Raw genomic sequence first — 23,318 nt, 5'->3', positions numbered from 1 at the left:
ATGATGGAAGTCAACCAAGAACAATGGCTTATCGAAGTAGTTTCTTATGATGCTAATTGGTCTATGCAATTTGAACAGGAAGCAGAGCGAATTAAAAAGGCATTAGGCAGTAATTGTATTGAAATTCATCATATCGGTTCCACTTCAGTACCTGGTTTGGCTGCAAAACCAATAATCGATATGATTCCAGTTGTTTTAGATATTAGCAAAGTAGACAGTGCCAATGCTGCCATGCAGGTATTTGGCTATGAAGCCAAAGGAGAATACGGCATCCCTTTTCGACGCTATTTCCAAAAGGGAGATAACCTAAGAACACATCATGCTCATATTTTTGAGCTTGGAAACTCCGAAATCGAGCGGCATTTAAAATTTAGGGACTGGATGAGAACACATCCGGAAGATAAGGAAGCTTATGCACGCTTAAAACACGAGTTGGCGCATCAACATCCCTATGACATTACTGCCTATTGCTTGGGTAAAGAACACTTTATTGCAACAATTGATAAAAAAGCAGGGTTTAATGGATTAAGAGTGGTGAAGGCATTAACACCGCGTGAATGGGATAAAGTACGTCATTTCAGACAGTTCTATTTTTTTGATAAAGCAGGTCTTTCTGACCCTTACATTTGGACTTTTGAGCATGATGCTCATGTTCATTTCGTTTTATCTCAGGGAAGTGACATCATTGGTTATGCCCATCTGCAATTATGGCCTCACAAGAGAGCAGCTTTGCGTATCATTGTGATTGATGAGGAAAAAAGAAACCATCAATACGGCAGCCAATTCTTGGCGTTATGTGAAAAGTGGCTCAAAACCCAAGGCTATCAAAGCGTGCACGTGGAGTCTTCATCGGATGCGCTACGATTTTATAGAAATAATGATTACATCGACATGCCATTTGATGATCCAGATGGCTATGAAGGTGATGCGAGAGATACTGCCGTAGGGAAAATGCTATGATTCAAATCGAAAAAATAACGGGGGATTTGGCTCAATCGTTATGTCGAACCATTACAAAGGATTTGCCAGAATACTTTGGATTACCAGAAGCAAACGAGCACTACGCAATAGGTGTAAACACACGCACTAATTTTGCGGCAAAAGATGGGGATAACATGATTGGCCTCGTTGCTATTGATTTTCCTTATCCTAATAACGCCAATATTTACTGGATGGCTGTAAAACGTGACTATCATCGTCAAGGTGTAGGAAAGCAATTAATCGAAGCGGCTTGCCATTTTGCTGCAACACAAGGAGCTAAAACCATAACCGTTGAAACCCTAAGCCCATCTGAATCGGAAGAGAATTACCTTAAAACCTACCGATTTTATCAGTCAGTTGGTTTTAACGCTCTTTTTGATTTAAAACCCGCGGGGTATGAGTGGAGTATGGTTTATATGGTGAAGCAGCTTGAAGCTTTAGCAGAAAACCAACAGTCAATTGCCATTAAACTCCTGGAATTATCCGATATCCCCGTTTTGGTCGATGCGTTTCAAAAAGCAAATTGGCAAAAACCTGTGTCATTGTTTGAAGGGTACCATCAAGAACAACAACAATCTGAGCGAGCAGTTTGGGTCGCCTATGTTCAAGATCAAATTGCAGGCTATGTTACTCTAAAATGGGCCTCCCACTATGAACCCTTTGCCCGTAAAGGAGTCCCAGAAATTATGGACTTAAATGTACTGCCTGCTTTTCGCAAAATTGGAATAGGCAGTGCTTTGCTCACTGTTGCTGAAGACAAGGCAGCAAGTCAGTGTGATGTTGTAGGTATTGGTGTTGGATTATATGGTGGTCCCGATGGAGGATATGGACAAGCTCAACGGCTTTATGTTAACAGAGGTTATATTCCTGATGGTTTAGGGGTAACTTATGGTTATAAACCAACCATTCCTGGGGAAACATATCCCTTGGATGATGATTTAATTTTGTGGTTTACGAAAAAATTAACCAAAAATTTGCATGCAGAAAGTGATACCATAACTAAAAAAATAACTGATAGCTGCGATGTGTATGTACCAAATACAAACTATAAATTGGAATTCAATGCAAAAGATTCATTTAAAATTGTAGATCAAAAGTTGTTTGAGTTTAATAAATCGTGCGTGCCTTCCACACAAAAACCTGAAGTAATTGATATAAACGTTACGATCAAAAATGGTGATGAAGTAATAGCTGGTATTTGTTCAGAGGTTTATACATGGAAGATCCTGTACATCAGTGTCTTTTTTGTTGAGAAAAAATATCGCAACCAAGGTTTGGGTACCATTTTACTCAATAAAGTTGAGGAGAAAGCAACAAAATTAGGAGTGACTTTAATTCACCTCGATACCTTTGATTTTCAAGCAAAAGATTTTTATCTCAAACATGGTTATGAGGAATTTGGGGTTCTGGATGACTGCCCTAAAGGTCATAAGCGTTATTATATGAAGAAGGTACTATGAGTTTTATAAAAAAAGGAATATACCGTCATTATAAAGGCAATCTATATGAAGTGATTGATGTTGCCAGGCACTCAGAAAGCTTGGAAGATATGGTAGTTTACAGAGCGCTTTACGGCGATTTTGAACTATGGGTTCGACCTCTTAAGATGTTTCTTGAAGACATTGAAATAAATGGCGAGGTCCAAAAAAGATTTAAATTAAATGAATAACTTAGAACAAGCAAATCGTTTTATCTTCACTGGCACCCCAGGCAGTGGAAAAACTTCTGTTATTTTGGCATTGAAAAGATTAGGGTATGTAGTGATTCCTGAGTCTGCAACAGATGTCATTGCCGAGGGGCAGGCAATGGGCACTATGCGTCCATGGGAACAGACTGATTTTGTAGATAAGATTGTTTTAACACAAAAATTACGGCAATTGAATGCTCAAGGCGAGTTGCAATTTTATGATCGATCGCCGTTTTGTGCTTATGCATTGGGACGTTATTCCTCTCATTGGCATCATCGTGATTTTACACCCTCATCTGTTTTATTAGCTGAAGTTGACCGCTGCCTAAAGACGGGTATCTATCAACGCAACGTATTCTTTTTTGAAAATCTTGGGTTTGTTGAACCAACTTCCGCTCGCAAAATCAGTTATGAAGATGCCCTTATTTTTGAGAAAATTCACATAGATGTATATAAGGAGTTTGGTTTTGAAATCGTGCTTGTGCCTAAAAAAACGATTACAGAGCGCTGTGAATTTGTCCTTGAAACGTTAGGTATAAAAAAATAAATATCCATTTTATGAAAAAAGCGCTTGACCCTATTGTTACTATATATCTTACCTTTGTTCTTAAGGAGGTAATGCTATGACTCAATGGTTCGTAAAAGACTTAAGCAAATTGACCGGTGTTTCGGTGCAAACATTGCATCATTATGACCGCATTAGTTTACTTAAACCTGCATTGCGACGGTCCAATGGGTATCGTATTTACTCCGAGAAGGATTTATTGAAATTACAACAGATTATTGCTTTAAAGTTTTTTGGTTTTGAGTTGTCGCAAATCAAAACCTTGCTCTCTGAAGAACGTCATGCGCTAAACCATTTTGAAGCCCAAGCTCAAGTGTTAGAACAAAAAGCAGCGGCATGCACTTCCGGAGCTAAAACCTTAAGAAGCATTATTGACTCTGTTGATATCAATCAATCCATTCCATGGGAAACCATTATTCAACTGATTGAGGTATATAAAATGGCAGAGCATCTTGAACATGATTGGGTTAAAGAAATATTCACTCCGGGTGAATTAAAACAATATGTAGCATTTGAAAAGGAAATGAAAACAAATAACAAGGCTGAGTTTGAAAAACAATGGCATCAACTCCTAGATGAACTGAAACAAAACATGAAACATGACCCTGATTCCACTATAGGTATCCAAACAGGAAAAAACTACATGGAATGGGTTAATAGCGTATATTGTAAAAAATATGCTCACCTGAGGACCAAAAAATGGGAAAAGGGATTTGGTGAAGGAAAAGGCCTTGAGGACATTGGTTTAACAGCTGAAATCATGACATGGCTAGAAAAAGCCTTAGATGCTTATTGGAAAGACAGACTTTATAGCATTCTTGAGCAAGTAGGGAAAGCACCAGCTTCAACCGTATTAACGCTTTGGAATAAGGCCTTAGATGATATGTATGGTGAAGAAACCTCACGAAAATATGCTGTTTGTGACATTGCTTTGAATGATGATAAGGTCAGTCCAGAAGCAAAAGCTTGGCTTAAAAGTATCTTAGATGTCTACAAAATGTAAACAATAGATGTAAATTTGGATCGGTGCTATTTTTACCGATCCAAATTTAATTAAATATCAACTTAATCCATCTAGGGGGATTCTGTCCGGTAAAAAGCCGCCAATTTGAGCATCCGCCAATGTTAAAAAATTCGTAAAAAAAATGCTGATTGGGAATAAATTTTACGGCTTCAGGTATAATTAAATCACTGGTTTGTATTTTGAGCAATTTTATGTCTTATGCAAAAATGGCAGAATTACTTTTGCTGGACGTCATGTCTAAAGCACAGATTCCAGGAGTTTCTATTGCCTTCATAAGCAGTGATGGAATCATATCTACTCAAGAACGAGGCCTTACAGAGGGTTGTGGTCTTTTTGCAATATCAGTTGATCCACTCAAGTGTCCCTTTAATAAGCTGGGATTAGGCACTAAAGATGCTGTAATTTTATTTGACGGCAAACTTTATTATGTGAATCAAACGACACAAAGCGTTCATAAAATACAGTTAAATGAAAGTAATCAATCCTCATATCAAAAGTTACGAGAAAGTTGTACTGATACCTATAAATTGGCTGATCCTCAAGAGTCTGAATTAATAACTACTCTAACAGGTCTTGCACCACCTACGAAAGTGAAACCAGAAACCGTTTTTGGAGCAGCCTCGCTAAGCAAACCCGTATTTGCCTATTTAGTGCAAAAGTTGATTGAGTCAAATGCGACGAATCAAGCAAAGCCCGGGACAGGTAAATTTAATTTAGATAAATTCAACCTGAGTCAATTTGATTTAGATACCCCTCTTTTTCATATCTTACCGTTAGAAGAGTTTGAGATAGAGGGAATGAAATTTGATATGACTGACACATCTGCTGTTGTCTGCGCTAAAGCACTTACTGCAAGGATGGTGTTATCACATACAACAGGCCTTGCTCATGGTGAAATGAAGTTTCAGTTCATTCCTAATCCTAAAGAAAAAGATTCTAAAGAAAAAATGCATGGATATTCAAATGTTGGTATCGTGTACTTACAACAAGTAATTGAAAAATTGACTGAAGCAAATCTAGAAACATTGGCCAAAAACAATGTATTTGATCGTTGTGACATGACTCATAGCACTTATGAGCCATCAAAGGCCTATCACTCGCTTTTGCATGCTGAAAGAGAACCCATTTTTGATGAAATGAAGCCTGGTCAGATTGTCCTACTAAAAGAAGATGAGCAACTAACAGCATATTGGTTAGAGAATGGAAAAATAGTCAATCGTTCTTTTCCGGAAAGAGTAGTTCCAGGAATTCTTGGACAGTTACCTGATAAAGGTAAACTTTCAAACAATCTGGAGTTAATAGAAGCTGTAATCTCGCAATATGGATGTAAAGAGCCCAAACCATGTGCCGCCAATACACTACGAACTACAGCAACAGATTATGCAAAATTTGTCAAATATCTAAGCCATGACAACTCCATTGAAAATCCTTTTGTTCCACATGCCTTCATGACGCACGATAGAGGTTTAGCTGGAGCGATTGGAACTGCTAGAGACAAGATACCCGAGCTCATTTTAAGTCATGTCGCATGGGGCTTAGGTTGGGGGCTACAAACCAATGAAAAGGAAGAGGTTGTTACGGCTTACCACTCAGGCGACATGAATGATTGTAGAGCGTGGGTTGCAGTCAATTTAAAAGATAAGAGTGCCGTGGTGTTCTTTGCTAATTCGCATAATGGACATATTCTTGCGGAACACATTATCCCTTCGACAATTCAAATAGAACTGGCTTCACACTATTTTTTCCCCAAATGGGGTTTTGCTAGAACTCTTGATGAGCTAGGTGGTAAAACGAATAATTGGGGCATAAATCCATTTCCAAGACCCAATTCACCTAAAGAGCTAACAAGCTCCTTAGGTGAATTGCAAAAAAGAAGTAATATCCCAAGTATTGCTACAGCAATTATTTCTGACCGCGGAGTTGTTACTACGCAAGAGGTGGGTGTGACTAATGTCAACAAACCAGAAGAAGTTACTAGTTCAACTGTTTTTGAAGCCGCTTCATTGAGTAAGCCAGTTTTTGCTTATATTGTCTTGAAACTAGCGCAAAAAGGCCTGATTGATTTAGACAAACCACTCCATGAATATGGCGATTTTGGTCCTCCGGAGATGCGAACTGATAAAAATTATAAAAAATTAACCGCCCGTATGATTCTATCCCATCAAGCAGGTTTACCTAATGAATTTTCATCCCCAGAATCCCTAAAGTATGTTTCTGAAGTGGGAAAACAATTTGATTATTCAGGTGTAGCTTATCAATTTCTAGGTGAAATTGTGGAACACATTACTTCAAAATCACTGGAAGCTTTAGCTCAAGAAGAGTTCGCTAAGATAGGTATGACTGATAGTAGTTTCATGCCGCCAACGGGTTGCAGTCTTATTAAACTGCCAGATGAAGAGGAAGAACCAACGTCTGAACGCATTAAAAAATTATTAAAAGATACTTTAGATGTACATGGCCAATTAAGTATTATCCTTCATAAGGATAAATTATTTGTTGCTGAACGAGCAATAAACGGTAGTGTGCAAATTATTGAAAAAAATTCCAGCCAAATCGAAGAAAAAAGTCTAAAAGAAATCAAAGCCCGCTTTGCTCAAATACCACCATTTTTTTGGTCAAAACCAATACCTATTGAAGCAAGAGAGTTACCCCTTGTGACTACGATTGTAGGTCATCCTCCAGCACATGCTGCAACTATAGCAATAGGTCATGATAAAGATGGTTCAGTAAATCTTAAGCAAAAATTTTATATGGTTCACCCGGCAGGCTCTTTGTATACAACAACTTCTGATTATGCAAAATTTTTAAAAGCCTGTGTTAACGATCCCTATGTTAGGTGGGAAATGTTCAAACCTATTGTTTCATCATTAAGAGATAAAGATACTAAAGCCCTGAGCCAGGGAGTTTCTAACGATATTTTAGATCAAATCTCTTGGGGTCTAGGAATCGGGATTCAGAAAAATACCGATGGAACCCGTATCGCATTTCATTGGGGCGACAATGGAACTGGACGCAATTTAGCAGCGATTAATCTTACTACTGATGAAGCGGTTGTTTGTCTCACCAATAGCGAGAATGGGCCGGCTGTTTTTCGAGAAATAGCAGAGCCTATTGTTGGTGATTTAAGTGCTATCGGGCAATGGCTATCAATACGAGAAGATTTACCTCTTTATACGCGTGCAAAAGAAAGTCCAGTCCAAGAAATGAGTCAGCATTTACAAGAGCAGACACAAATTAAATCGACAGATGAGGTCGTCACTATAGGGCAACAAGAAAAAGAGCAAAAGCCTTCTGACTTAGGACTGTTTTAAGTATTCATTGAGTTGCTCGCTAGCACTTTAGCATCCCAGATGGTTTATATATTCAGTAGGTTAACATGCGTTTAATTTGCCGCTCATCAAGTAGGGTGACTGAGGTTTGCACCTAGATCTCCCATAAAGTGTTTTAACTATAAAATTTTATTTGTTATACCCAATTAAAACTTCTTCCAAGCCTACTATTTCTATAGTAGAATCTACTAAAAATATAGTAGGTTATGCTTTAATTGGTTTCTGGAGAAAAAATGCCAACAAAGAGAGGGGTAAACACTTTTGCTCATGATCGCCTCCTTACAGAGGTAGAACTTGAATTAATGAATATTATTTGGAGCCTTAATAAAGTAACCATTAAAGATATTGTTTCAAATTTACCCAAAGAAAGACCTTTGGCTTATACCACTGTAGCAACGGTGGTAAAAGTGCTTGAACAAAAAGGATTTTTGGGATGCCAAAAAAACACTTATGCCCATGTTTTTCTCCCAATAGTTACTAAGGCTGAGTATGAAAGTACATGTATTGAGCATATGGTAAATAATGTTTTTGATGGTGAACCTGTAGCACTGGTACAAAGACTCTTGATGGCCAAAAGGCTACAACATGATGACATTCAAGCAATTGAGGAAGCACTAAAACAATTAGCAACTTCCGAACAACAAATAGAGGCTTGAGTATGTTATTCCTGGAAATTTTCTTGAGCATTCATTGCTTACTTTTAGTAAGTTCATGGGGTATTGGCGGTCGTTGGCTCTCAAATCAGCCATCTTTTAAACTCAAATTGGCCCGTTTTTTATTAATTAGCTGTGTGATTTCTCCATTAATGGTTCATTGTATAAACACCAATCAAAAAATGGAGCCGCATCACTACGCATCCATTGATGCTTTGCAAGAGTATGTGAATCAACCCATCTTAAAGTCTAAACCGTCTGAAGAGATTACTGAATCAGCAACCTCTTTTTCGATAAGCAATACGAGTTATTTTCATCTTTTTTATGTCGTCCTTTGTTTGCTCATTTTATTTCGCAGTTATAAAGTATTATTGAGTTTGGGCAGTTTAAGAGTACTATTGGCTGAAGCAATTCCGTATCGAACCTCCGGTAAATTGGTCATTAAAGTTTCGCGACGTTGCCATATTCCTTTCTCAGTCGTTTTATTTAATAAAGCTTATATCGTATTACCCATATCCCTATTTTCTTCCTCCAAGAATGTGAAGATTGCCATTGCTCATGAAGGCCAACACCATCGTAATGGTGATTGTCTATGGGCCTATTTTATTGAAGCCCTGCGCATTATCTTCTGGGGTAATCCAGGTGTTACTCGCTGGATTCGTATTTTAAGCGAATTACAAGAATGTTCATGTGATGAAGTATTGGTTGGCCAGCCAAAAATTTCGGCGCATGACTATGGCAGCTGTCTGTTTCATGTAGTGCAGACAGTATCTCAATGTTCTCTGTCATCTAACCGAGAAATTGCATGCACGGTGGGTATGGCCTTGGGCAAAGACAATGAAGACTGTACTTTTATCATCAGGAGAATTTCAATGTTATCAGCTTATCCACTTAAACCCTCTAAATCTTTATTGTTAGGGGCTGCATTTGTGGGCTTTTCTATTTTGGCCCCAATCTGTGTCGCCTATTCGGCAGTAGGATCATTAACCGGTTCTAAGCCAAAGGAAGTAGATACGTCCCATTTAGATCCTAAAATGCAACATATTGCAGAGCAAGAAATTAAAACGGCGGTGAAACAATATCATGCCAAATCAGGGGTTATTGCAATCGTCAATGCAAAAAACGGTGAACTCATTGCCTTTGCTGAATCCAGTAAGAATAAAAATCAGAACAGTTGGAAATCGCGTGTTTTTTCACCTGGCTCGACGATAAAACCTTTTATTGCAGCCGCAGCAATCGATTCCGGCCATAGCTCTGAAACAAAGACCTATGATTGCCGTTCACCTTATAAGATAGAGGGAAAAACATTTACAGACTACAATCCCAATATTAGTTCTGCTTCCCTAACAGAGGCTGTCGCAAAATCAAGTAATGTATGCCTTATTAAAGTGTCTCAAGAAACTGGACTACCTGTCATTCGTAAAAAACTTGCTGAATTTGGTTTTGATATGAATACTTGGTGGCAAGCAAATCAAAGTGATGACTTACAACTTGCAATGGTTTCTCTTGGTGAGAATATACCGGTCACGATTGACTCGTTAACAAAATCCTATGCACTTCTTGCACACTCTGGACGCCCATTCAAACAAGGAGAAACTCCTGTTATTTCCTCAGCAACCGCAAGTTCAATCAATAATATCCTTAAGAACGTTGTTACAAATGGCACAGGAAAACTCGCCGCGATTTCCGATGTTAGTGTAGCGGGTAAAACTGGAACAGTTGCCGAAAATATTAATTTGGCGAAGGCGGAACATCTTGCCTTATTTGCAGGCTATCTACCCGTTAATGCGCCACGTTATGCGATGGTTGTAGTGATTGAAGACGGTCATTTAAGAAAAAATGGTAAAACTTTAACTTCCGGCGGAGAGTTGGCTGCCCCAGTATTTCGTAAGGTTGCCATGAATAGCCTAGACAATACCAAGCTATAAATCACCTATGGGTACGCAGCATGATAGCTCGTACCCATATCGATATAAATTCAAATGATGTTGGAGTTGTTATGAAGAAACTAAGCGTATTTCTAGTTATGGCACTATTCTATTGCGGTACTACCTGGGCTCAAAGTAGTTGCTTTCTGGTACAGGAAAATCAAACCGTTCTAAAACACGAAGGCAAGGATTGCAATAAACGCTTTGCACCAGAATCAACCTTTAAAATTGCTTTGAGCCTTATGGGTTTTGATTCAAAACTATTAAAAGATGATCTTCATCCAGAATGGCCGTACAAAAAAGAATATGAACTTTATCTCAATGTGTGGAAATATCCTCATAATCCCCATACCTGGATAAGGGACTCCTGTGTTTGGTATTCGCAAGTTCTAACCCAACAATTAGGTATGACCCGATTTAAAAATTATGTTGATGCATTTCACTATGGCAACCAGGATGTCTCCGGCGACAAAGGGAAGAATAATGGACTAACTCATGCTTGGCTATCAAGCTCGCTTGCTATCTCACCAACTGAGCAAATTCAGTTTCTGCAAAGAATAGTGAATGAAAAATTACCTGTAAGCCACAAAGCGCTCATGATGACTAAAAATATTATATATATTCAAGAATTGGCAGGTGGTTGGAAACTATACGGAAAAACAGGAAATGGTAGACTGTTAGCAAAGGACAAGCGTCAGAAACTAACGTTACAACATGGGTGGTTTGTAGGCTGGATTGAGAAAGATGGTCGTGTGATTACCTTTGCAAATCATATTGCAGACAGTAAAACACAAGCAACATTTGCCAGTTTTAGAGCAAAAAATGAGGCTCTGAATCAATTGTTTTATTTAATTAATGAATTGGAACAATAAGACATGAGACCCAGTATAGTCCTATTAATAGCACGTGTTCTATTTCTGTTTTGCTACCATGCTTTAAGTTTTTCCAGTGAAATAGCAATTACTTTTGACGATTTACCTGCTTCAATAGAAGAGTCTATAGAGGAACAAGCTCAAATCAATCAGCGAATAGTAAATGCTCTGATCAAATATAAAGTACCTGCAATTGGATTCGTGAATGAGGGGAAGCTCTACCGCACTAATGAAACGCAAGAAAAAATAAATCTTTTAAGATTATGGGTGGATAATGGATTTGATTTAGGAAATCATTCCTATTCACATCTGCACTTAAGCAGTCTCACTCCTGAGCAATTTAAAGCTGAAGTGACTAATGGCTCTAAAATATCCAAACAATTAATGCAAGGTGCCGGTAGAGAGTACCGCTATTTTAGGCACCCCTACCTTGATACAGGTGAAACATTCAAGATTCGCTCTGAATTTGAGTCGTTTTTAAAACATGAGGGATACCTAGTTGCTCCAGTTACTATAGACACTGACGATTGGAAATTTAACCAGCAATTACATGAGTTCCCTCAAAATAAAGGCAAAATCATTCAAAGTTACTTGAAACATACACGTGCTAAATTTGACTTTTATGAAAGCGCATCTAAGCAAATATTTGATAGAAATATTGATCAGATTTGGCTTCTGCATGCCAATCTTATTAATTCATTAGCCATTGAGTCGCTCTTAACTATAGCGCAGGAATACGGTTATCATTTTATCAGTCTTGATGATGCACTAGAGGATAAAGCTTATCTATCCCCTGACTCTTATTATGCCCATTTTGGGGTGTCTTGGCTTTATAGATGGGATTTTACCCGCGGGAAAGTTGTTGATTGGTCAAAAGATCCAGAGCCTGATAACAATCCATTTATCTCAGCTAAGCTTATTAAATTTTATGATAAAGATCGCAAACGACTTATTCCAGTTAAAATTTATGTGAGTAATGAATCACAGGGGAAAGCAAATGCTGGTATTATTAAACTACCCGTTGCCATCATTAATCACGGATACACAGTACGCAATACTGAATATTCATTCTTAGCCAATGCACTTGCTGCAAACGGTTATTTTGTTGTAAGCATCCAGCATGATCTAAAATCAGATCCCCCATTAGCTCAAACTGGCAATTTATTTGAGCGACGCAAACCCTTATGGGAGCGAGGAAGTACCAATATACTTTACGTAATCAAAGAGCTTAACCGCATCAACCCCAGTTTAAACTTGTCTAAAGTGACATTAATTGGTCATTCGAATGGTGGTGATATTGCCATGTTGTTTGCAAGAAACCATCCTCAATTTGTGAAAAAAATTATATCATTGGATAGCTTGCGCATGCCTTTTCCACGCACCGGACTAACACCTATTTTATCGCTACGTGGAAATGATACTAAGGCAGATGAAGGCGTACTGCCTCCTGAAGAGTCGTTAAAACAATTAGCCATAACAATTATCCCACTACCTGAAGCCAAACATATTGATTTATGTGACCGTGGGCCTGAGGTAATACAGAAACAAATGAATGCTCTTATTTTAAAGTTCTTGCGAGGCTAGTTTATGAAAAAAATGCTCACCTTGTTCATTTTAATCTTTTCCTTAAGCCTTATGGCAGTAGCCAGCATATCGGCGAAGATACAAAGTAATCCGCTAGAGGAAAAATACACGAATACATTTAGTTTACATCATACGTTAACCAAGGAGTTTCCTTCAAAGATCAATGGAATCAAATATAACTTATATATTAGTCTCCCCAAAGAATACGATTCTAACAACAAAGACTATCCAATTATTTACTTATTAGATGCTGATTACAGCTTTGCATTAGCTAAACAAATTAGTGAGCATTTATCTGACCGAAATAGAATCAACGACTCCATTATTGTTGGGATAGCTTATGCAAATCCTAATGAGTATAAGAAAAATAGAACCAGAGATTACACACCAAGTTATGTTGGATCAGGAGGATATGGAGCTGAATATCAAAAATACTCGGGTGGTGCCGAATCATTTTATCGATTTATTCATTCAGAACTTATTCCATATCTTCACCAGACATATAGAGTTAATAAAACCGCTACTTTTGTCGGTCATTCTTACGGTGGATTATTTGGGGTATATTTATTAGTCCATCATCCTGGAATATTTAATCGTTACATTATCGTTAGCCCCTCTCTCTGGTATGATAATCATTTGGTGCTAAACGCAGCTCAAAAAAAGCGAAATTTTAATCTTGAACAAAATACTCGTGTTTGCTTTATTATCGGTGACCAAGAAAATAAAGGCGATTACCAAATGATAGATGATTTAAAGTTATTGAATGAAACCATCATGAGCAAGCCTCACAGGAATTTAAGCACTGCTTTTAATATTCTAAATAATATGGATCATGATACTGTTTTTCCAGGAGCTTTAAGTTTAGGACTTCTAGAGTCTTCATCTGACTTCAAAAAGAATCGACTCTGAACTCAATCAATAAATCTGTATACAAAGGATAAACGAATATGCTTGCTAAGTGTTCTGTTTTTATTGCTACAAGCCTTGATGGCTTTATTGCAAGAGATGATGGTTCTATTGATTGGCTAACGAAAGCAAATGAGCTTGCGCCTTCTGGTGAGGATGGTGGTTATAAAGAGTTCATATCTACGGTCGATGGACTCATTATGGGTAGGCATTCTTTTGAGAAAGTATTATCATTTGACCCTTGGCCTTATGGTGAGCTTCCAGTTGTAGTGATGAGCAGCAAACCCATAGAAATTCCTGTTCATTTAAAACATGTTTCAACCTCCTCCGAAACGCCTATTGAGCTCGTGAAGCGCTTAACTGATGAAGGGTTTAAACATCTTTATATTGATGGCGGTATAACTGTCCAAAATTTTATAGCCGCGCATTTAATCCATGAATTAACAATAACCATCGCACCAGTATTGCTTGGTTCTGGTCGTTCATTATTTGGACCTTTGACGCAAGACCTTGAGCTGGAGCATCTTGAAACACGATCTATTGGCGGTGGTTTTGTTCAGTTGAGGTATCGAACTCATCCTTCAACCCAAAAAAGAAATAAAAACAACGTCTACCTTATTTATGATGAAATTTCTGAGTGGTTTGATAGTCATCGCAATAAAGAGCTCAAGATGGAGCAATTTTATTTAGAGCTATTAAAAAATCAGCTTCCATCCAAAGGAACAATTTTAGATGTTGGCTGCGGCACGGGCGAACCCATAGCACAATTTTTAATGAAACAAGGGTATAAAGTAACAGGGATTGATGCAAGTCAAAAAATGATTGAGCAATGCAAAAAACGATTCCCAACTGCAAAATGGCTACTTGCTGACATGAGAACCTTAGATTTACAAGAGAAATTCGATGCGGTCATTGCATGGCATAGTTTCTTTCATTTGCCTCATGGCGATCAACGAAAAACATTAAAATCCCTTGCCTCTTTAGTGGAGGAAAATGGTTTATTAATATTTACTTCGGGACCGGAGTATGGAGAAGTTTGGGGTGATAATGGAGGATATGATTTATATCATGCCTCCCTTTCGTCCGAAGAATATACTCAAATCCTTTTAGAGTGCCATTTTAAAGTCCTTGTACATAATATTAGAGACCCGGAATGTGGAGAAGCAACGGTTTGGGTTGCTCAAAAAAATCACCTTTGTCCAGGATAAAATGGAAAAGAAACTTATCAAAGCGCCTCAAAGCTCATGCTCAATAATATCGGGATATCGATATTGTATTCCCAGGCCAATAATTTTACATCATACAGACGCTACTGGTAAAATCGGAAACCAAAACTTCATCCTCTAACACAATGACTATTGAACAGAATGAATTAGAGATTAAAAATAATCCACATCAAAGCATCACATGGGGACAGCCTATTCCACTTTCTCCAATCTTAGCCCCTGACTGTCCTTATCCAGTTGAGGCACTTCCCTCAATTGTTAGAAAAGCCGTAGTAGACTATCAACAATACGGACAGCAACCCCTGCCTTTGATTGCATGCAGTGCCTTAGCTAATATGTCTCTATCATGCCAATCGCTTGCCAATGTTGCGCGAGACAACTATTTAATTAGTCCTGTATCGCTTTATTTTTTAATTGCCAGCGGCTCTGGCACCCGAAAAACTGCTGCAGATAATGTTTTTTCTAAAGCAGCGCGTCACTGGGAAACACTTGTTCGTAAAAGGCGCGAACCTGAAGTTTTATCAGCGCTAACGCAACACCAAGTATGGCAAATGGAAAAAGACAGTTTATTCTCCCAAATCAAACGTGCAACTTATACGGGAGAAGATTCTGATTATGCCAAAGAAATGCTCGATGAATTAATTCATCAAGAACCGGAAATTCCTTTGCAACCTACTCTTTATTTTGAAGATGCTACCCAAGAAGCATTGGCTATTCATTTGGCCCAAGGCTGGCCTTCTGCTTCCTTATGGTCTGATGAGGCGGGTATCATTATAGGTAGCCATAGCATGCAAGGCAATCCAACGCGTTTTGTCGCTTTGCTTAATCGTTTGTGGGACGGTAAGACATTCACTGCACATCGCAAAACAACGCAAGGATTTACCATTGAAAATCGGCGTTTAACACTTAACTTAATGATGCAACCGCTTATTTTACAACAACTTACTAAGCAAGCATCGGGTATTAGTCGACAAAGCGGTTTTTTAGCTCGTTGCCTTATGGCTTATCCTGCCAACAGTATGGGAAATCGATTTTACCAGGAGCCGCCTGCTTCTTTACATTCTCTAACCTATTATGATCAACGCGTCACTGCCTGCTTAAACCAGTCAGAACAATTAACACATCAAGGTTGTATTCAACTTCCATTGTTGAAAATGAGTATGGCCGCAAAACAACAATGGATCTTATTTTTTAATGCGGTGGAAGCTGGGTTAAAACCTCAAGGACAGTGGGTCGATGTCGTTGATTTTGCATCAAAAGCGGCTGAAAATACTGTGCGGCTAGCAGCACTCTTTCATCTCTTTGAAGGACGCCATGGGGATATTAGTGTCGAGCATACCGAAAATGCCATTGAAATAATTAATTGGCATTTGCAAGAAGCACGACGAATTATGCCTACTGAAACCGTTTCTTTGCAGTTTTCCGATGCGCTAAAACTAATGGACTGGTTTATTGAAAAAAATATTAGCACAACTTCGTTACGAACCATTCAACAATTAAGCCCACTGCGAGATAAAATAAAACGCGACTTAGCTGTTGAATTATTAGTGGAGCACAATCAAATACGCATTGTAAAGTCAGGTTCAAAAACAATGGTGGAAGTGAATCCTCGTGCATTCAAAGTATAAGTTCAACTTTATACCACCAATTAACAGGAGAAATTTGTGCCCTTTAATATGCTAAAAGAATGGTTGAACAAGGAAAAAGAACGAGGGATTGAGGATCCTTATTGTGCTGTTTTAAGCACTTGTAGCAGTTCTGGTGAACCTCATAGTCGAGTGGTGGCCATTCGCGAAATTGAAACCGAGAGTCTTTTATTTTTTACACAGCAAAAAACACGTAAGGTTGCTGAATTATTAAATAATCCTAAATCCTGTTTAAATTTTTTATTTGCGATGCAGAACCGACAAGTTATTTTAGAAGGAACAGCAAAACCCATTTCTCAAGAAGAAAATGAGGCTTTTTGGAAAACTCTTCCTCGTGAGCGCCAATTGAGATTCTCTGCTTATGCCCCTACTTCTGGTCTTGTTATTAAAGATCTAAATCAATTGGAAACCAGGAAAAAAGAATTGAGTGAGCAATTTGCAAGCCTTCCTATCCCTATGAGTGAGGAGTATTTTGGCTTTCGCTTTATCCCAAAAACATGGGTTTTCTACACGGTTGGCTCTATTTCTTTTTCTGAAGTAATTCGTTATACGAAGATAGAAGACTCTTGGAAAACAGAATTAATTTCCCCATAGGTGATATCATGTATATGCTTTGTTTTTGTGTTCCAGAAACCCATTTGGAACTTGTTAAAAATGCTATTTTTTCTACAGGCGCAGGGAGTGTTGATCATTATCAGCATTGTGCTTGGCAAACATTGGGTGAGGGGCAATTTATGCCATTACCTGGCAGCCATGCTTTTATTGGAGAAATCAATCAGCTTGAAAGAGTCCCTGAATATAAAGTAGAAATTATCTGTACTGAAGAGTAAATCAAAGCTGCTGTTGCATCCTTAAAGAAGGCTCATCCCTATGAATCACCTTCTTATCAGGCTTTCCGTTTTGAGATGTTATAAACAGCATTGAGAAGTGCAGCCATATTCAAAGAAGAATGAAAAAAATTTATTAATGGTTCTATTCTAGCAGGAGATTATACTAAATTAGACAATTTCCTGCCCAATAATTGAAGTTTTTTATTAATCCTTTTATCCATATAGTTAATTTATGCTGTTATAAGAATCATGAGTAATATAGCGAGAACCGCAATCTTTTCCTGTCGCATCATCTGATTGATGATTGATTAATCCAATCACATCGATGTGATTTTTTTCTTGATCAAAATTACCAACCACACTATATATCGAACCACATTGCTCATAAACAACACTAAATGTCAGTGCATTCCCTGTCCATAGTCCAGTAATAGGTTTTCTCTGGCCAATAATTTGTTGACATTCTTTGGATGCTACTGCTGTTGTAAAATAGCCCTCAAGCTGATTATTAGGTAAAAGCGTCAATTCAAGAATTGAGTCACGTTGATTTTTAAATGTTTTTGATAGCATTGTTATACTCCTTTTAATTCAGTGACAGTATAACCACTAGGATTTTGAGTTTTTATCCGGAAAATGACGGATAGACGCGAGAAAAAGTCGCTATTAATTCTGCTCTGGTGCTGACCCCTAGTTTGTATTTCGCATTACCAAGATGAGTTTCTACTGTTCGAGGTGAAATAATTAATTGTTTTGCAATTTTTTTATCAGTAAATCCTTTGGATAAATAATAAAGGCATTCTCTTTCGCGAGCACTTAAAGCAGCAATACCATGCGATTGTGGTAATGCAATACTAAATCCGATTAATCCTATTAATTCGCTAGAACTATCAACAAGAGGGGATTTTTTAGTGAGGATATTAACGTAAGTTCCATCGTGTCGAATAATTTGCTCGTAATGGCTTTGGCTCCGCCTGGCTTCTATCACCGACCTATCATTGTTACGTAGTTGTGTAGCATACTCATGCCAAGAAAAATCAGTATCAGTTTTATTAGTGATTTCTCCAAGAGAACCATAGCCCGCTGAACGGCTGATGAAAAAAGCATTTGCCCAAAGATAACGGCCCAATTTATCTTTGATAAAAATAGGAGCTTCAATTAAGTCATAAGTAGTTAAATCTAATGAATTTGAATAAACCACTCGATCTAAAGTAGGCTCATGTTTTTCTTTTTCTATATGATGATGGATCATAGAAATTATTTAAAAAGGATGAATTTTTGTGATTTTAGCATCGTTCAAACCCCGATTACAGCCAGAATTTACATAACGAATTAAATGCTACATTTGCTACACTTTCTTGGTTAGTAATCTGTATTGCCTTGATAAGAGTGCGTGCAAAAGAATTGTGGCACTATCTCTGTATCAAAATGCCAGAAAGAATGTAGCAATAATAACGCTACATAACTGCTACTCTTTGCTACATTTTGCAATCCCAAATAAAATGCTCGCGCAATTTCGTTTTTTTACTATTTTCCTTCTTTATACAAAATTATTACAAATAAGGAACTCTTATCAAAAAATGGTGGTGTACAAAAATAAGCAACTTACAACAACCCAAGCCACAACTGAAGACATCCTCTTTTGTCTATTTCAGGATGTGTTTTTTGGCGTTCGAAATGTAGCATGTCGTAGCAATACAGTAGCAACTTTTTTGCTACAAATAAAATCGGCTAATGGGTGTGAGGCAAAATGAATTCTCTTTAGTAGCTACAATGTCAGCGTATCTTGGATAATATTCAGCAGGAATAACCAATCGCTTTCCATTTTTTAATTCAAGATTGAACGTATGCATAAACGTTTTATATAGGTTGGGTCCATGGTATGAAAAAGTACTGGGACGATTAGTATTTTAATTTTATTCAGTATAATTTAGCAGCTGTTGAAACTTTTTGGCTTCTTCTAAAACGATATCCATATTCGGCAAACCAACGGTTTTTTCAAACGTATCGCTCAAGGGAAGCAAGCTCTTTATTTGTTCCAATGTCAAATTATAATTTGATAAATTTTCACTAATACAGGCATGAAATAATTCTTTCAATGTCGACTCTGTTGGGTGTGAATCACAAATTTTTATTAAAGCTTCTCTCTGTGTAATAGATAATGGTTTTATACCTATTAAAAAAGAAACCAAAATAAGAAAATCATTTTTCATTAAAGCCACTCTTTGAACCCTTTTCCTGGCATGGGATTTTTATCATTATTTAACGAAGCTGAGCTATTTTCAGATAAGAATAAACTTGTAAGATTTGATTCACAACCTGTATCAATGATACATTTTGTTCTATTTAAAATAGAATCATTTTTTAGCCTGGAAACTCCTCCGTATAACGGATAAATCTTATTTTCTAAATTTTTTTTATAAAGTGACTATCTATTTTAGCCATTATTGTTCCCTTTTAAAGACTCAAATATTTAATGCGTTTCATTTACAGTCAACCTTATCCCCTCTGCTTCTTGCAGAACATGAATAATTGAAAATAATGACTGCGCTGTAGGGTTTCCCTTGGAACTAAACATTCTTTGTAAACTTTTACTATTTTTATGGACCCTTTCTGCTAAGGGCTCAAATAAAATAGAAGCATTAATATAATCTTTTAATAAAGATTTTGCGACATCAAGCTCATCTGCTAATAAAGAATTAACAGCCTCGATTAATAGAGCCTTTCTAAACTTTGAGTCTTTTTGTGCTCTGTCTCGGATGGTACTTTTAAATTCTCTTGTTAAGGCCATAATACTACCCTCGTCTTTTTGCTAACTTATACTCTTGCCAATAATTTTTAGCGATTTTAATATCTTTATCCTGTTGCTTTTTTGATCCACCACCAACTAAAATCACTAATTCCTCACCATCTTGCCCAAAGTAGATACGATATCCAGGGCCAAAATCAATCTTATATTCAAAAACACCATCTCCCAGAGATTTGACATTAGAATAATTTCCTAACTCCATACGATATAGCGCCGTAGATACCTTTGCTGCAGCAATGGCATTTAATTTATCAAACCATTTAGCAAATGGATCAATGCCTTCTTTAGTTATATAAGATGCAACTTTTATTTTCATCCTTAAATAGTAACCTATATGTTACTTATTATCAAGTTTAGAAGACCTTTCACATTAGGCCATTATAAACAATAACAAAGAACCGAAACAAAAATATTCAGTACGGTGCAGAGCGATCATTGATCACCCTTTCCTTTGATTCCACTAACACTACCCACGTTCTCAAAAAAATCTTCACACTATGAACTTATCAAAAATGAATCAATGCCAAAGAGGTCTTGAAATGTGCATTACTAGACCTCTTCAGTGTTTATAAGGGCTGTTGCGTCTCTCCCTCTTGCGCCCAATTCATTTAGGTCTTAAAATACATGATATACTATCATTTTAAGAACTCGAGGTGCGTTTATGGCTAAAGAAGGCAAAGCACGGGTTTTAACCGAAAGTGAATTCAAACGCCTATTGATTATCGCCAAAGATAGCCCTTTTGCTTTACGCAATATCGCTATTATTTATTGCTCCTTTGGTTTGGGACTTCGGGTTAAAGAAATTTCCGCACTCAAAATCAGTGATGTCTTTGATAAAGAACTTCAAGTTATGGATGAAATCAATTTAAAACGTGCTATGACTAAAGGTGAGAAACAACGTCATGTTTATGTAACCAATAAAAAAGTCGCTGCAGCACTTCAAGACTATATCAATCAAGTACGAGAGCATGACTCTTTTAATCCCAAAGAGTATTTATTTAAAACCCAACGCGGCAGTCGCTTTCAACCGGATGTCTTACAAAAATGGTTCCGCAAACTCTATGATAAAACAGGACTGATTGGCGCCAGCTCCCATTCAGGGCGGCGCACTTTTATCACTCGTTTGATTGAACAAGGCGCAGACATTAAAGCGGTTTCACGTCTTGCTGGACATGCCAATATTGCCACCACCTCAGAATACGTTGAAGATAACCCCATGCGCTTAAAACGTATTGCCAGTTTTGCTGCCTTTTAATGCACACACCTTGGTTTGTCAGCACATCGTTGATTCATCTTCTTAATTATGACCTTAAGGAGTTCTATTCATCGCTTCGGTTTGAAAGAGTCACTCGTTATTATGAATTGCGTTTAAACAAAGACTTATTGGGTGATTGGATTATTACTCTGATTAATGGCCGGATTAAATCAAAACTGGGTCAGAGCCGCACCTTGGCTTTTGTTGATTTTGATGAAGGATTGGAGCAACTGATTCAGCTGTGCACTACACGCCACCGAAGAGGGTATCATTTAAAATGGATTGATTGTGATCATCCTCTTTTCGTGTCCCTGTTATCCTGTGTTAAACCTTCATCCTCTAAACAGAAGACAGGTACTGACTCGGTACACCTCATTAACCGCCATAGAAAAAGAAGCATTACCTCATCATTCACATCAAATCTCCCTATATTGCAAGAACTTTCTGTGCAACAAATGGACCTTTCTTTTTAAATAACGCCGCAATTTTAATAAGCCACCACTTCAATTGGTGAATTTAATTGCTCAATCAGAGCTATAAATGAACTCAGTCTCGTTTAATAGCGATTTAAGTGGCGTTTAATGTTCTGTATGGTTTTGTATTGGCATGAGGATAATCATTCATCTAAAGCGAAATATAAAGGGCGATTTTGTTTTGCTTCGTGCTGATAACCAGTAAAAATAAAAACGTTTCTTTCTTGTTGTTTGTTAATTAAGCAGGAGGCCACTAAAAACAGCATTTTATAATTTTTTTGCTGAAGTGCCAATGGCTTATAGGGTTTTGTGGCTTAACCACCGAAAACGTTAATTCGGAGACAATCCTATGAACATATAGAGGGTCGGAGTGATCCGGCCATTCTACTCACCCCGACCCTCTAAAGCGTCAACTGAAATAAGAAATCTCTGGATGATAAAATGGATTTGCAGATCGTATCTATCCGACTGCAAAAAAGTTTAATTGATGACCTTAAGGATTTAGCAGGAGAAGATGGATTGGGTTACCGGCCTTATATTCGACAGCTGTTAACACATCATGTGCGCAATGAAAAAAGGAAGCGTGCAAAACATGTACAACTCAGTAGAGATGAGTGAAGGCCAGCTTGAGTCCTCCGAGTTAACTCTATCCCTACGCAATTATGAAAGGTTCATGCTGATATAAGTTGCATAAAACTCAGTTATTTATACGAGATTACTAAGCATGGTCTACTACCTGTTAGTGCTCGCGAAATTGGGGTATGGGAAACTCCCCATAATTATTAAACATGCGTCATGCCATAACTTCAATTTTGACGTAGAATTTTTGCGATGGTTGCTGGCTCACGCTGTAAAAGCAATAACAGGACTCTTGCAGAGCCATGAGGAATTCTATCGCCCTGCTCCCAATGCTGTAATGTTCTCGGACTAAAGCCAAAACTGTCTGCGAATTCTTTTCGGGATAAATTAAGATTTTCTCGAATTTCTCGAACATCAATTTCATCAGGTATTTCGACTTTATGAACCTTGGCAGATCCTTTATTGCCTCGAATATACTCAATAGCCTCTGTCATACCTTGAATTATTTCATTTCCTATATTTCGATTAGTCATGTTCTTGACTCCTACGGTTCTTGCACTCAGACTTTAAAATTTGAGCAAGAGCTGATATTTGCTTCTTTTGCTCGACAGTTAAATTCTCTTTTTCCCCTTTCCCATAAGCGGTTAACAAAAAAACAGGGGCAAGCTCATCGTAAAAATAATAAATTACTCTAACACCACCGCTTTTTCCTTTATTATTGCTTCCCCAACGTACTTTCCTCACCCCACCTGTTCCCGGAATAAGATCTCCTGCCTCTGGGTTTCGGGCAATAAAATTAATAAATTCATCGCGCTCAGATGCGCTGATTGAATTTCCCACCTGGGAGAGGAACCCAGGAAATTCGATTATTGTTATCATTCTTTTCATATTCTCATTATGCTCCAATGGAGCACTTTTGTCAATAAATGTAAAAATCATAATGTCGTGTCTGAATTGAATCTCAGTAAGAATCT

The 23,318-nt window shown here is 37.7% G+C and carries 25 protein-coding genes and 1 pseudogene; 19 read left to right on the top strand and 7 right to left on the bottom strand.

The genetic code is table 11. The features are described 5' to 3' along the window. Positions 1-3 precede the first annotated feature (3 nt). The 15 genes and pseudogenes from Lqua_RS02050 to Lqua_RS01980 all read left to right on the top strand — a co-directional run bounded on the left by Lqua_RS02050 (position 4) and on the right by Lqua_RS01980 (position 17,315). Complete coding sequence (locus tag Lqua_RS02050) at positions 4-960, top strand: bifunctional GrpB family protein/GNAT family N-acetyltransferase (protein WP_058472702.1); 957 nt, start codon at positions 4-6, stop codon at positions 958-960. Next, the gene (locus Lqua_RS02045; protein WP_058472650.1) at positions 957-2,441 is read left to right on the top strand and encodes a GNAT family N-acetyltransferase; all 1,485 of its coding nucleotides are present in this window, start codon (positions 957-959) and stop codon (positions 2,439-2,441) included. The genes Lqua_RS02050 and Lqua_RS02045 overlap by 4 nt, the downstream gene beginning before the upstream one ends. Beyond that, a complete protein-coding gene (locus Lqua_RS02040; protein WP_058472649.1) occupies positions 2,438-2,650 on the top strand; it encodes a DUF1653 domain-containing protein in 213 nt (70 codons plus the stop codon). Before Lqua_RS02045 ends, Lqua_RS02040 begins: the two co-directional genes overlap by 4 nt. Next, on the top strand, positions 2,643-3,215 hold the full coding sequence (locus tag Lqua_RS02035; protein WP_058472648.1) for an AAA family ATPase: 573 nt from the start codon (positions 2,643-2,645) through the stop codon (positions 3,213-3,215). The genes Lqua_RS02040 and Lqua_RS02035 overlap by 8 nt, the downstream gene beginning before the upstream one ends. Before the next feature lie 76 nt (positions 3,216-3,291). After that, positions 3,292-4,236, top strand: coding sequence for a MerR family transcriptional regulator (locus Lqua_RS02030; RefSeq protein ID WP_058472647.1), 945 nt, complete (start codon positions 3,292-3,294; stop codon positions 4,234-4,236). Positions 4,237-4,448: 212 nt separating this feature from the next. Next, positions 4,449-7,568, top strand: a complete 3,120-nt coding sequence (locus Lqua_RS02025) for a serine hydrolase domain-containing protein (RefSeq protein ID WP_058472646.1) — start codon at positions 4,449-4,451, stop codon at positions 7,566-7,568. A gap of 251 nt (positions 7,569-7,819) precedes the next feature. Next, the gene (locus Lqua_RS02020; protein WP_058472645.1) at positions 7,820-8,242 is read left to right on the top strand and encodes a BlaI/MecI/CopY family transcriptional regulator; all 423 of its coding nucleotides are present in this window, start codon (positions 7,820-7,822) and stop codon (positions 8,240-8,242) included. A gap of 2 nt (positions 8,243-8,244) precedes the next feature. Continuing rightward, the gene (locus Lqua_RS02015; protein ID WP_058472644.1) at positions 8,245-10,167 is read left to right on the top strand and encodes a M56 family metallopeptidase; all 1,923 of its coding nucleotides are present in this window, start codon (positions 8,245-8,247) and stop codon (positions 10,165-10,167) included. Positions 10,168-10,238: 71 nt separating this feature from the next. After that, positions 10,239-11,039 carry a class D beta-lactamase gene (blaOXA, locus tag Lqua_RS02010; protein WP_058472701.1) on the top strand — a complete coding sequence of 267 codons (801 nt, stop codon included), beginning with the start codon at positions 10,239-10,241 and terminating at the stop codon, positions 11,037-11,039. Between the two features lie 3 nt (positions 11,040-11,042). Continuing rightward, the gene (locus Lqua_RS02005) at positions 11,043-12,623 is read left to right on the top strand and encodes an alpha/beta fold hydrolase (RefSeq protein WP_058472643.1); all 1,581 of its coding nucleotides are present in this window, start codon (positions 11,043-11,045) and stop codon (positions 12,621-12,623) included. A 3-nt stretch (positions 12,624-12,626) separates the two neighbouring features. Continuing rightward, a complete protein-coding gene (locus Lqua_RS02000; protein ID WP_058472642.1) occupies positions 12,627-13,532 on the top strand; it encodes an alpha/beta hydrolase in 906 nt (301 codons plus the stop codon). Between the two features lie 38 nt (positions 13,533-13,570). After that, complete coding sequence (locus Lqua_RS01995; protein WP_058472641.1) at positions 13,571-14,737, top strand: methyltransferase domain-containing protein; 1,167 nt, start codon at positions 13,571-13,573, stop codon at positions 14,735-14,737. Between the two features lie 143 nt (positions 14,738-14,880). Further along, positions 14,881-16,383: a YfjI family protein gene (locus Lqua_RS01990; RefSeq protein ID WP_058472640.1), complete on the top strand. Its 1,503-nt coding sequence runs from the start codon at positions 14,881-14,883 to the stop codon at positions 16,381-16,383. A gap of 48 nt (positions 16,384-16,431) precedes the next feature. Continuing rightward, positions 16,432-16,995: a pyridoxine/pyridoxamine 5'-phosphate oxidase gene (locus Lqua_RS01985; protein ID WP_065240139.1), complete on the top strand. Its 564-nt coding sequence runs from the start codon at positions 16,432-16,434 to the stop codon at positions 16,993-16,995. An 8-nt stretch (positions 16,996-17,003) separates the two neighbouring features. Next, a pseudogene (locus tag Lqua_RS01980) lies at positions 17,004-17,315 on the top strand (YqfO family protein). A 141-nt stretch (positions 17,316-17,456) separates the two neighbouring features. Here the strand turns inward: Lqua_RS01980 and Lqua_RS17780 are convergent. Both Lqua_RS17780 and Lqua_RS01970 read right to left on the bottom strand, forming a co-directional pair. Then, the gene (locus Lqua_RS17780; RefSeq protein ID WP_058472638.1) at positions 17,457-17,801 is read right to left on the bottom strand and encodes an avidin/streptavidin family protein; all 345 of its coding nucleotides are present in this window, start codon (positions 17,799-17,801) and stop codon (positions 17,457-17,459) included. Between the two features lie 52 nt (positions 17,802-17,853). Further along, positions 17,854-18,480 carry a PAS and helix-turn-helix domain-containing protein gene (locus Lqua_RS01970; RefSeq protein ID WP_058472637.1) on the bottom strand — a complete coding sequence of 209 codons (627 nt, stop codon included), beginning with the start codon at positions 18,478-18,480 and terminating at the stop codon, positions 17,854-17,856. Positions 18,481-18,808: 328 nt separating this feature from the next. Between Lqua_RS01970 and Lqua_RS18105 the strand changes: the two genes are divergently transcribed. Further along, positions 18,809-18,982, top strand: coding sequence for a hypothetical protein (locus Lqua_RS18105; RefSeq protein ID WP_157076122.1), 174 nt, complete (start codon positions 18,809-18,811; stop codon positions 18,980-18,982). Positions 18,983-19,144: 162 nt separating this feature from the next. Here the strand turns inward: Lqua_RS18105 and Lqua_RS01965 are convergent, their stop codons facing one another. The 3 genes from Lqua_RS01965 to Lqua_RS01955 form a co-directional block, all read right to left on the bottom strand. Then, on the bottom strand, positions 19,145-19,441 hold the full coding sequence (locus Lqua_RS01965) for a hypothetical protein (protein WP_058472636.1): 297 nt from the start codon (positions 19,439-19,441) through the stop codon (positions 19,145-19,147). Between the two features lie 260 nt (positions 19,442-19,701). Next, positions 19,702-20,019, bottom strand: a complete 318-nt coding sequence (locus tag Lqua_RS01960; RefSeq protein ID WP_058472635.1) for a hypothetical protein — start codon at positions 20,017-20,019, stop codon at positions 19,702-19,704. A gap of 4 nt (positions 20,020-20,023) precedes the next feature. Next, entirely contained in the window at positions 20,024-20,353 is a 330-nt protein-coding gene (locus Lqua_RS01955; RefSeq protein WP_058460648.1) for a type II toxin-antitoxin system RelE/ParE family toxin, read from the bottom strand. Positions 20,354-20,698: 345 nt separating this feature from the next. Here Lqua_RS01955 and Lqua_RS01950 point away from each other — a divergent pair, with 345 nt between their 5' ends. The 3 genes from Lqua_RS01950 to Lqua_RS18100 all read left to right on the top strand — a co-directional run bounded on the left by Lqua_RS01950 (position 20,699) and on the right by Lqua_RS18100 (position 22,383). After that, complete coding sequence (locus Lqua_RS01950; RefSeq protein ID WP_058472634.1) at positions 20,699-21,292, top strand: tyrosine-type recombinase/integrase; 594 nt, start codon at positions 20,699-20,701, stop codon at positions 21,290-21,292. Continuing rightward, complete coding sequence (locus Lqua_RS01945; RefSeq protein WP_058472633.1) at positions 21,292-21,765, top strand: WGR domain-containing protein; 474 nt, start codon at positions 21,292-21,294, stop codon at positions 21,763-21,765. Before Lqua_RS01950 ends, Lqua_RS01945 begins: the two co-directional genes overlap by 1 nt. A 441-nt stretch (positions 21,766-22,206) precedes the next feature. Continuing rightward, positions 22,207-22,383 carry a hypothetical protein gene (locus Lqua_RS18100; RefSeq protein WP_157076121.1) on the top strand — a complete coding sequence of 59 codons (177 nt, stop codon included), beginning with the start codon at positions 22,207-22,209 and terminating at the stop codon, positions 22,381-22,383. 188 nt (positions 22,384-22,571) lie between these two features. On the opposite strand, the gene Lqua_RS01940 is transcribed toward Lqua_RS18100, so the two are convergent. Continuing rightward, the gene (locus Lqua_RS01940) at positions 22,572-22,877 is read right to left on the bottom strand and encodes a helix-turn-helix domain-containing protein (RefSeq protein WP_058472632.1); all 306 of its coding nucleotides are present in this window, start codon (positions 22,875-22,877) and stop codon (positions 22,572-22,574) included. Continuing rightward, positions 22,870-23,283, bottom strand: coding sequence for a type II toxin-antitoxin system RelE/ParE family toxin (locus Lqua_RS01935; RefSeq protein ID WP_238585511.1), 414 nt, complete (start codon positions 23,281-23,283; stop codon positions 22,870-22,872). The genes Lqua_RS01940 and Lqua_RS01935 overlap by 8 nt, the downstream gene beginning before the upstream one ends. Positions 23,284-23,318: the final 35 nt, after the last annotated feature.

The organism is Legionella quateirensis (genome assembly GCF_001467955.1).
GTDB lineage: Bacteria > Pseudomonadota > Gammaproteobacteria > Legionellales > Legionellaceae > Legionella > Legionella quateirensis.
The sequence above is the reverse complement of the archived record's forward strand: the minus strand, read 5'-3'. Positions and strand labels throughout refer to the sequence as shown.

What these genes read in the sequence shown, in the direction of transcription:
- Lqua_RS02050 (WP_058472702.1), top strand. Translation starts at nt 4, where the DNA reads ATGGAAGTCAACCAAGAACAATGGCTTATCGAAGTAGTTTCTTATGAT.
- Lqua_RS02045 (WP_058472650.1), top strand. Translation starts at nt 957, where the DNA reads ATGATTCAAATCGAAAAAATAACGGGGGATTTGGCTCAATCGTTATGT.
- Lqua_RS02040 (WP_058472649.1), top strand. Translation starts at nt 2,438, where the DNA reads ATGAGTTTTATAAAAAAAGGAATATACCGTCATTATAAAGGCAATCTA.
- Lqua_RS02035 (WP_058472648.1), top strand. Translation starts at nt 2,643, where the DNA reads ATGAATAACTTAGAACAAGCAAATCGTTTTATCTTCACTGGCACCCCA.
- Lqua_RS02030 (WP_058472647.1), top strand. Translation starts at nt 3,292, where the DNA reads ATGACTCAATGGTTCGTAAAAGACTTAAGCAAATTGACCGGTGTTTCG.
- Lqua_RS02025 (WP_058472646.1), top strand. Translation starts at nt 4,449, where the DNA reads ATGTCTTATGCAAAAATGGCAGAATTACTTTTGCTGGACGTCATGTCT.
- Lqua_RS02020 (WP_058472645.1), top strand. Translation starts at nt 7,820, where the DNA reads ATGCCAACAAAGAGAGGGGTAAACACTTTTGCTCATGATCGCCTCCTT.
- Lqua_RS02015 (WP_058472644.1), top strand. Translation starts at nt 8,245, where the DNA reads ATGTTATTCCTGGAAATTTTCTTGAGCATTCATTGCTTACTTTTAGTA.
- blaOXA (WP_058472701.1), top strand. Translation starts at nt 10,239, where the DNA reads ATGAAGAAACTAAGCGTATTTCTAGTTATGGCACTATTCTATTGCGGT.
- Lqua_RS02005 (WP_058472643.1), top strand. Translation starts at nt 11,043, where the DNA reads ATGAGACCCAGTATAGTCCTATTAATAGCACGTGTTCTATTTCTGTTT.
- Lqua_RS02000 (WP_058472642.1), top strand. Translation starts at nt 12,627, where the DNA reads ATGAAAAAAATGCTCACCTTGTTCATTTTAATCTTTTCCTTAAGCCTT.
- Lqua_RS01995 (WP_058472641.1), top strand. Translation starts at nt 13,571, where the DNA reads ATGCTTGCTAAGTGTTCTGTTTTTATTGCTACAAGCCTTGATGGCTTT.
- Lqua_RS01990 (WP_058472640.1), top strand. Translation starts at nt 14,881, where the DNA reads ATGACTATTGAACAGAATGAATTAGAGATTAAAAATAATCCACATCAA.
- Lqua_RS01985 (WP_065240139.1), top strand. Translation starts at nt 16,432, where the DNA reads ATGCTAAAAGAATGGTTGAACAAGGAAAAAGAACGAGGGATTGAGGAT.
- Lqua_RS17780 (WP_058472638.1), bottom strand. Translation starts at nt 17,801, where the DNA reads ATGCTATCAAAAACATTTAAAAATCAACGTGACTCAATTCTTGAATTG.
- Lqua_RS01970 (WP_058472637.1), bottom strand. Translation starts at nt 18,480, where the DNA reads ATGATCCATCATCATATAGAAAAAGAAAAACATGAGCCTACTTTAGAT.
- Lqua_RS18105 (WP_157076122.1), top strand. Translation starts at nt 18,809, where the DNA reads ATGGTGGTGTACAAAAATAAGCAACTTACAACAACCCAAGCCACAACT.
- Lqua_RS01965 (WP_058472636.1), bottom strand. Translation starts at nt 19,441, where the DNA reads ATGAAAAATGATTTTCTTATTTTGGTTTCTTTTTTAATAGGTATAAAA.
- Lqua_RS01960 (WP_058472635.1), bottom strand. Translation starts at nt 20,019, where the DNA reads ATGGCCTTAACAAGAGAATTTAAAAGTACCATCCGAGACAGAGCACAA.
- Lqua_RS01955 (WP_058460648.1), bottom strand. Translation starts at nt 20,353, where the DNA reads ATGAAAATAAAAGTTGCATCTTATATAACTAAAGAAGGCATTGATCCA.
- Lqua_RS01950 (WP_058472634.1), top strand. Translation starts at nt 20,699, where the DNA reads ATGGCTAAAGAAGGCAAAGCACGGGTTTTAACCGAAAGTGAATTCAAA.
- Lqua_RS01945 (WP_058472633.1), top strand. Translation starts at nt 21,292, where the DNA reads ATGCACACACCTTGGTTTGTCAGCACATCGTTGATTCATCTTCTTAAT.
- Lqua_RS18100 (WP_157076121.1), top strand. Translation starts at nt 22,207, where the DNA reads ATGGATTTGCAGATCGTATCTATCCGACTGCAAAAAAGTTTAATTGAT.
- Lqua_RS01940 (WP_058472632.1), bottom strand. Translation starts at nt 22,877, where the DNA reads ATGACTAATCGAAATATAGGAAATGAAATAATTCAAGGTATGACAGAG.
- Lqua_RS01935 (WP_238585511.1), bottom strand. Translation starts at nt 23,283, where the DNA reads ATGATTTTTACATTTATTGACAAAAGTGCTCCATTGGAGCATAATGAG.